The organism is Aldersonia kunmingensis (assembly GCF_001646865.1).
Lineage (GTDB): Bacteria > Actinomycetota > Actinomycetes > Mycobacteriales > Mycobacteriaceae > Aldersonia > Aldersonia kunmingensis.
This window is the reverse complement of record NZ_LRRB01000155.1, coordinates 1-8,634: the sequence shown is the minus strand read 5'-3', so window position 1 is coordinate 8,634 and position 8,634 is coordinate 1. Positions and strand designations below refer to the sequence as shown.

At 67.8% G+C, this 8,634-nt stretch carries 1 protein-coding gene; it reads left to right on the top strand.

Going from position 1 to position 8,634, the window contains the following annotated elements:
• Nucleotides 1-8,634, top strand: an 8,634-nt coding sequence (locus A8G08_RS11620; protein ID WP_157108525.1) for a non-ribosomal peptide synthetase, incomplete at both ends; no start/stop codon positions are given.

Below are 8,634 nucleotides of genomic sequence, written 5' to 3'. Positions count from 1 at the left end.
TTGTCGGACAACGCCACCGACGGCGCGGGCCTCGCGGGATCACTGATCTATGCGACCGACCTGTTCGATCCGGCGACGATGACCGAGTTGGCACAGCGCTTCACACGCCTGCTCGCAGCCGTGGCGACCGACCCAACCGTGTCCGTCGGCGACCTCACGCTCCTCGACGCGACCGAACACGCGGCGCTGACCGCCGCCGTGGACGAACGGCCGGTGCCGCAGCGGTTGTTGGCGGAGATCCTCACCGCCGCGGTCGAATGGGATGCCGAGGCGGCCGCGGTCCGGTTCGAGGGTCGCACGTACTCCTATGGCGAATTGGACCGGACGTCGAACCGGTTGGCGCGCTGGCTGATCGGTCACGGTGTCGGCCCGGAGACGCGGGTTGCGCTGGCGCTGCCACGTTCGTATTCGATGGTGGCCGCGGTGTGGGCGGTCGCCAAGACCGGTGCCGCGTTCGTGCCGGTCGACCCCACCTACCCGCGCGAGCGTGTCGAGTACATGCTCACCGATTCCGGCGCGGCGCTCGGCATCACCGAGGCCAGCTACACGGCCGGACTTCCCGCCGACGGTATCGAGTGGATCGCGCTCGATGCGCCCGCTACCGATCAGCTGTTGGCGCAGTATGCGGCAGGGGCGGTGACCGATGCGGACCGGTCGGCGCCGCTGCGCGCGTCGAACACGGCGTACATGATCTACACCTCCGGCTCGACCGGTCGCCCGAAGGGTGTCGCGGTCACGCACCAGGGCCTGGGCGGGTTGTTGGCGGCCGCGATCGAGCGGTACCGCGTCACGTCGGAATCGCGTTTCCTGCACGTGTGTTCGCCCAGCTTCGATCCGTCGGTGCTCGAGTGGATGGCCGCGTTCTCGGCAGGCGCGACATTGGTAATCGTGCCGCCCGACGTCATCGGTGGCGTCGAGATGACCGAACTGCTCGCCGCGGAGTCGGTGACGCACATGATCATCACCCCCGCGGTGCTCGGCACGTTGGACGGCGCGGCACTGCGCGAACTCGAAGTGGTGTCGGTGGGCGGCGATGCGTCCACGCCCGAACTGGTCGCGCAGTGGGCGCCGGGCCGGCGGTACTTCAACGGCTATGGCCCCACAGAGACGACGATCATCTCGAACTACGCGGAGCTGACCGCGGATGGCCCGGTGACGATCGGCGTTGCGGTGAACGGGGTGACCTCGTTCGTTCTCGACGCCCGGCTGCATCCTGTGCCGGTTGGTGTACCGGGAGAGCTGTATCTATCGGGGCATGCGCTGGCCCGGGGGTATCACGACCGGTCCGCGTTGACCGCGGAGCGGTTCGTGGCCCATCCGTTCGGCGCGGCAGGCGAACGCCTCTACCGCACCGGCGACCTGGTCCGCTGGCGCGGGGACGGTTCGCTCGAGTTCGTCGGCCGCAGCGATTTCCAGGTGAAGATCCGCGGTTTCCGTGTGGAACTCGGCGAGATCGACGCCGCCCTGATGATGCACGATTCGGTGCGTTTCGCCGTCACCCTCGGCCGCACACTCGATTCCGGTGCCACGGTGCTCGTGTCCTACGTGCAGCCGGCGCCCGGTGCCACGGTCGATACCACTGTACTTGCGGAGTTCGCGGCGCGGCGTTTGCCGAACTACATGGTGCCCTCGGCGTTCGTCGTGATCGACGAGGTGCCGCTGACCCCGATCGGCAAGCTCGATCGCAAGGCACTGCCCGAACCGGTGTTCAAGGTCACGGAATTCCGTGCTCCGGCAACGGAACTGGAGTGCATCGTCGCCGACTGCATGGCCGACGTGCTCGGCTTGTCAGCCGTGAGCGTGGACGATTCGTTCTTCGCCCTCGGCGGCGACAGCATCGTCTCGATCCAGCTGGTCGCCCGCGCCCGCGCACGTGGGGTGCGGTTCAGCGCACGCGACGTGTTCGAGTGCCGCACGGTGGCCGCCCTCGCGTCGGCGGCGGTGTTCATCGACGACACCGAAGACGTGGTCACGCTTCCCGAGTTGCCCGGTGGCGGTGTCGGTGAAATGCCCCCCACCCCGCTGCTCGCTGACGTGCTCGCCGCCGGCGGTGACCTGCATGCGTTCACCCAGGCAGTGGCCGTGCAGCTCCCCGACGGGATCGACGCCGATCTGCTGCGGGCCACGATCGGTGCCGTGGTCGACCACCACGACATGCTCCGCGCGCAGCTGCGGTACACCGCCGGCGGCAGCCCCGTTCTCGAGGCGCGACCGGTCGGGTCGGTCGACATCGACTCGCTCATTCGCCGTGTCGCGGTGCCGGCCGATATCGACGACACCGAACTCACCAGGATTGCGTCGTGTGAGTCCGATGCTGCGCTGGCCGAACTCGATCCCGAGAACGGCGCGGTGATCCGTTTCGTGTGGTTCGGTTTCGCCGAGTCCGCTACCGACGGCACCCGCCGGCGCGCCGTGCTGCGGATCATCGCCCACCACTATGTGGTGGACGGCGTCTCCTGGCGCATCCTTGTTCCCGATCTCGGCATCGCTTGGTCACAACTGGTTGCAGGGCAACAAGTTTCGCTCGCACCGGTCGGCACCTCGATGCGGCGCTGGACCCACGCCCTCGCCGACGAGGCAACACGTCCCGAGCGAACTGCCGAAGCAGGTCTGTGGCAAGGGATCGTCGAGGGTCCGGATCCGCGAATCGGTTCTCGCCCGCTCGATCCTTCCGTTGACACGATGGACACCCTGGATCGGGTGTCGGTGCGGATTCCGGTCGAGGTAACCGAGGCCGTGCTGCAAACATTGCCCGAGCAGTACCGCGGCGGCGCGAACGACGCGTTGCTCACTGCGCTCTCGCTCGCGGTGACCCGGTGGCGCCGCAACCGCGGCGTCGAGTGCACCTCGACGCTGGTGCGGATGGAAGGCCACGGCCGTGAGGAGGACGCCTTCCCGGGGGCGGACCTCTCGCGCACGATCGGCTGGTTCACCAGTGTCTACCCGGTCCGCGCCGATCTCGGCGAAATCGACCTCGCCGACGCGTTCGCCGGTGGGCCGGCCGTGGGGGCGGCGGTCAAGGCTGTCAAGGAGCAGCTGCTCGCCGTCCCGGACAAGGGCATCGGCTACGGGCTGCTGCACAACCTGAACCCCGACACCGCCCCGGTGTTGGCGGGCGCGGGCCTCCCGCAGATCGGGTTCAACTACCTCGGCCGCGTCGGCGGTGGCTCGGTCGCAGCGGAGTTCGCCGCCATCGGCTGGGTGCCGACCGGCGAGTTGGGTGAGCTCACCACCACCGCAGCGCAAACCTTCCCGGCCCACGTGGCGATCGACATCAACGCCGGCGTCGCAGCCGACGGCGCACTGGAGGCAAGCTTCGGCTTCCCGCCCGGTGTCGTCGATCGCGCCGACGTCGCCGAACTCGCGTCCCTGTTTGCCGACGCATTGGGCGGATTGGCCACCCATGCAACCGATCCCGCAGCCGGCGGCCTGACCCCGTCGGACCTCCCGCTCGTCTCGGTCACTCAGACCGACATCGACGCCTTCGAATCCGCCTACCCGGGCCTGGTCGATGTGTGGGCACTCTCGCCGTTGCAGTCCGGCCTCCTGTTCCACACGCTGCTGATCGAACCCGATGCCATCGACGTCTACACGATGCAGGCGGTGCTGAAGCTCGGCGGTGTCCTCGAGGTCAGCCGCATGCACAGGGCTGCGCAGGCGCTCCTCGAGCGCTACCCGAACCTGCGCGCCGCGTTCGTCACCGACCAGACCGGCAGTGCCGTGCAGATCGTTACCGCACCTGTCGATGTGCCGTGGCACGAGGTGGATCTCACCAACCATCCCGACGCGCAGGATCAGGCACAGACGCTGTTCGCCGATGACCAGCGTCGCGGCTTCGATATGACCGCACCGCCGCTGCTGCGCTTCACCCTCGCGCGCACCGCGCCCGACGAGTGGCAACTTGCTGTCACGCTCCACCACATCCTGCTCGATGGCTGGTCGATGCCGCTGCTGATGCGGGACCTGCTGGTGCTCTACGCCGTCGACGCCGACCTTTCGGTACTGCCCAGCGTCGGGGACTACCGCACGTTCCTCACCTGGCTCGCCCAACGCGACCACATCGCATCCCTGGCACGGTGGACCACGGCGCTCGACGGCGTCGAGGGCCCCACGCTGCTCGAGGCGTCCGCGCCCGCGCCCGCGCCCGCGGACTCGGGGATCGGGAACCTGCCCCTCGAAATCGACGAGACCGGCACGGCGCGACTGGCCCGTGTCGCCGCCGAAGTGGGTGTCACCGTCAACACGGTCGTCCAGCTTGCCTGGGCAATTCTGTTGGGCCGCAAGACCGGACGCTCCGACATCGTGTTCGGCGCGACGGTATCGGGACGTCCCGCCGACGTGCCCGGTGTCGAGTCGATGGTCGGCCTGTTCATCAACACCATTCCGGTGCGCGTCCGGATCGATGCAGCGACACCGATCTCCGTTCTGCTACGCGAACTGCAGGTGGAGCAGGCCGATCTCGTCGAGCACCATTTCGTGGGCCTGACCGAGATTCAGCGCACCACCGAGGCCACCAATCTGTTCAACACACTGGTGGTGTTCGAGTCCTACCCCGTCGACCACGACGGCATCGGCGCAGCAAACGAGGCACTCGGCGGCCTGCGCGTAACCGGTGTCGAAGGCAACGATGCCACCCACTACCCGGTGACGCTCATCGCAGCGGTGCAAGCAACGCTGGGCATGTCCCTCAAGTACGACCGCGCCCTCTTCGGCGCCGCCGAGATCGACACCCTCGGTGACCAATTGCTGCGGATCGTCGAGACGATCAGCACCAATCCCGCTCTGCCCGTCGGCGACGTGAACCTGCTCGGCGCCGATGAGCAGGCTCGGGTGGTGCGGGAGTGGAACGAGACGACCGCACCGGTCGATTCGTCGTTGCGACTGTCGGATTTGTTCGATCGGCAGGTGGCCGCGTCGCCGGAGGCGGTGGCGCTGGTCTTCGAGGGCGAGTCGCTTACCTATTCCGAGTTCTCCAATCGGGTGAATCGTCTTGCGCGGCATTTGATTTCGCTCGGCGTTGGCCCGGAGCGGGTCGTGGCGGTCGCGATGCGGCGAAGCATCGAGATGGTGACTGCCGTGCATGCGGTTGTCGCCGCGGGCGGTGCATACGTGCCGATCGATCCCGACCAGCCGTCGCAGCGCGTGGAGTATGTGCTCGATTCGGCTACGCCGGCGGTGGTGCTGACCACGACACGTGACCGGTTCGATATGCCGGTCGACGTCCCCGTGCTGGCCGTGGATGTGCTGGATGTGTCCGCGTTGTCCGGGCGACCGGTGACCGATGCCGATCGGGTCGCGCCGCTGCGGGCGCAGCATCCGGCGTACGTGATCTACACGTCGGGGTCGACCGGGCGGCCGAAGGGGATCGCGCTGACTCACTCGGCGACGGTGAACCAGCTGTTGTGGGCCCAGGGTCGGTATCCACTCGATGCGACCGACGCGGTGCTGCTCAAGACTCCGTTCACGTTCGACGTGTCGGTGTGGGAATTGTTCTGGACGTTGCAGACCGGCGCGCGTCTAGTTGTGGCCGTGCCCGATGGTCACCGCGATCCGGCCTACCTGGCGCACACCATTGCTGCGGAATCGATCACCACGATCCACTTCGTGCCGTCGATGCTGGCGGCATTCATGCCCGAGCTACCCGGGTTGGCCTCATTGCGACGGGTGTTCGTCGCCGGTGAAGCACTGCCCATCGAGAGCGTCGTCCGTTTCCGTGCCGGCAGTGCAGCCGAGTTGCACAACTGGTACGGCCCGGCCGAAGTTGAGGTTGTGACGGCGTGGGCCGCCACGGCCGAGGCCACGACCGTGCCGATCGGTGCTCCGGTGTGGAACACGCGCGTGTACGTGCTCGACGAGCGTTTGCGTCCGGTCCCCGTGGGGGTTGCGGGTGAGTTGTACGTGGCGGGCGCTCAGCTGGCGCGTGGTTACCATCACCGCGCCGAGTTGACTGCGAGTCGGTTCGTGGCAGACCCGTTCGGTTCCGGTGAAAGGCTCTATCGCACCGGCGATTTGGTGCGGTGGACGACCGCGTCCGATGGTCGCTCCGCAGGCTCCGCTCCGGGACTTTCGGGTCGCTCCGCAAGCTCCGCTCCGGCCGGCGAGTTGGAGTACCTGGGGCGCACCGACTTCCAGGTGAAGCTGCGTGGCCAGCGCATCGAGCTCGGCGAGATCGAGACCGCGCTGCTGGCTCAGGCCGGGGTGTCGCAATCGGTGGTGGTGTTGCACCGCAGCGAGGAATCCGGTGAACGGCTGATCGCCTACGTGGTGGCGATCGCGGGTGCAGAACTCGACGCCGCGGCACTCCGTGCAGGTGTGGCCGCACAGGTGCCGTCCTACATGGTGCCGTCGCAGATTGTTGCGTTGGACTCGTTCCCGCTCAATGCATCCGGAAAGCTGGATCGCAAGGCGCTGCCGGAGCCGGTATTCGAAGTGGCGGCGTTCCGTGCGCCGGAGCGGCCGGTCGAGCAGCTGGTTGCCGCAGTGTTCGGCGAGGTCACCGGAGCGCAGCGCGTCGGTCTGGATGACGACTTCTTCGCCCTGGGCGGGAACTCGCTGTCCGCGATGCGGGTGGTGGGAAACCTTCGGCAGCGAATGGCCGTCACCATCGGGGTTCGGGCGTTGTTCGACAACCCGACGGTGGAAGAGTTCGCAACGGTCGTGGCCGATGCAGATCGAGATGCGCGTCCGGCGTTGGAGGCTCGTCTGCGCCCAGACCGGATTCCATTGTCGCTGGCACAGTCTCGGATGTGGTTCCTCAACCGGTTCGATCCCGACTCCGCCGCATACAACATCCCCATGGTCGTGCGGCTGTCCGGCGACCTGGATGTCGATGCGCTGCGGGCCGCGATCGGTGACCTCATCGCCCGGCACGAGTCGCTGCGCACAGTGTTCCCCGAGGATGCCGACGGGCCGGTGCAGGTGGTCCTGCCGGTCGAGCAGGCCGGTATCGACCTGCCCGTGTTCGATGTTGCCGCACAAGAGGTTCCGGCCCGACTGGTGCAAGTACTCGGCGCCGGTTTCGACGTCACACAATCGGTTCCGATCCGCGGTGCGCTACTGCGGGTGGGCCCCGAGGAGTGGCTCCTCGCCGTCGTCGTGCACCACATCAGCGGCGACGGTGTCTCCACCACGCCCTTGGCCCGGGATGTGTTCACCGCCTACGCCGCCCGCCGTGCCGGCCAAGCCCCTGCGTGGGCGCCGCTGGCGGTGCAGTACGCCGACTACGCACTGTGGCAGCGCGAGGTCCTCGGCGACGAGACCGACCCGGTGTCGCTGGCCGCGACCCAACTCGGCTTCTGGCGCGACCAGCTCGCCGGTACACCCGAGGTCATCGAACTGCCCCTCGACCGACCTCGACCGGCGATCGCGTCCTACCGCGGCGCCACCGTCACGAACCCCGTAGACCCCGAGGTGATGGCAAAGGTTCGTTCGCTAGCCGCCGACCACGGCGTGTCGGTGTTCATGGCCACCCACGCCGTCTTCGCCGTACTGCTCTCACGTCTGGGCGCCGGCGACGATGTCGTGGTCGGCACCCCGGTCGCCGACCGCAGCCACCCGGCCCTTGACGACCTGATCGGCATGTTCGTCAACACCGTCGTCCTGCGCACCCAGATCAACCCCGAGGCGTCATTCGCCGACACCCTGGCGGCGGTACGCGACGTCGACCTGGACGCCTTCGCGCACACCGATATTCCGTTCGAACGTCTCGTAGAAACCCTGGCAGCGGTCCGCTCGCAGGCTCACAGTCCGCTGTTCCAGGTCGCCTTCGCCTACGACCACACGCAGGCCAACACACTGGAACTGCCCGGCCTCACCGTGACCGGCTACGAATTCGAAACCGGCACATCACAGTTCGACCTCACTCTGCGCATCGGCGACACCGGTGCCGCCACGCTGACCTACGCGACCGACCTGTTCGACGCCGATACCGCACAAGGCCTGCTCGACCGCTACCTCGACCTGCTCGACGCGGTGACCCGCCATCCCGGTACCCGCATCACCGACCTCGACCTGCTCACCGCAGTTGAGCGTGCCCAGTTGGTGCCCGCCACCGGCGGTGCGGGCGCGGCGCCGGTATTGCTAGCCGAGATTCTGGCTACGGGTGTGTCGGCGAATCCGGACGGCACCGCACTGGTGGCTTCCGGCCGCACGGTCACCTACCGCGAGCTGGATGAATGGTCGAACCGGTTGGCGCGGGCCCTCATTGGGCGCGGCGCGGCTCCGGAAGTGTTTGTCGCAGTGGCCTTCCCGCGTTCGATGGAGGCGATCGTCGCGGTGTGGGCAATCGCCAAGACGGGTGCGGCGTTTGTCCCTGTGGACCCGAACCACCCGGCCGAACGCATCACCCACATGCTCACCGACTCGGGCGCGGAACTCGGACTCACCCTGAGCGGCCCGCTCACCGATCAGCCCGGCACCGCGTGGCTGTGCCTCGATTCGCTCGACCTGACCGGCTACTCCTCCGCGCCGGTCATTGCTGCCGAGCGCGCGATGCTCCTGCGGGCGGACCATCCCGCGTACGTCATCTACACCTCGGGATCCACCGGACTGCCCAAGGGTGTCGTGGTCACCCACACCGGCCTCGGATCCTTCACCGCGAACGGGCGCCCTGAACTGGGCACCACCCGCGACTCG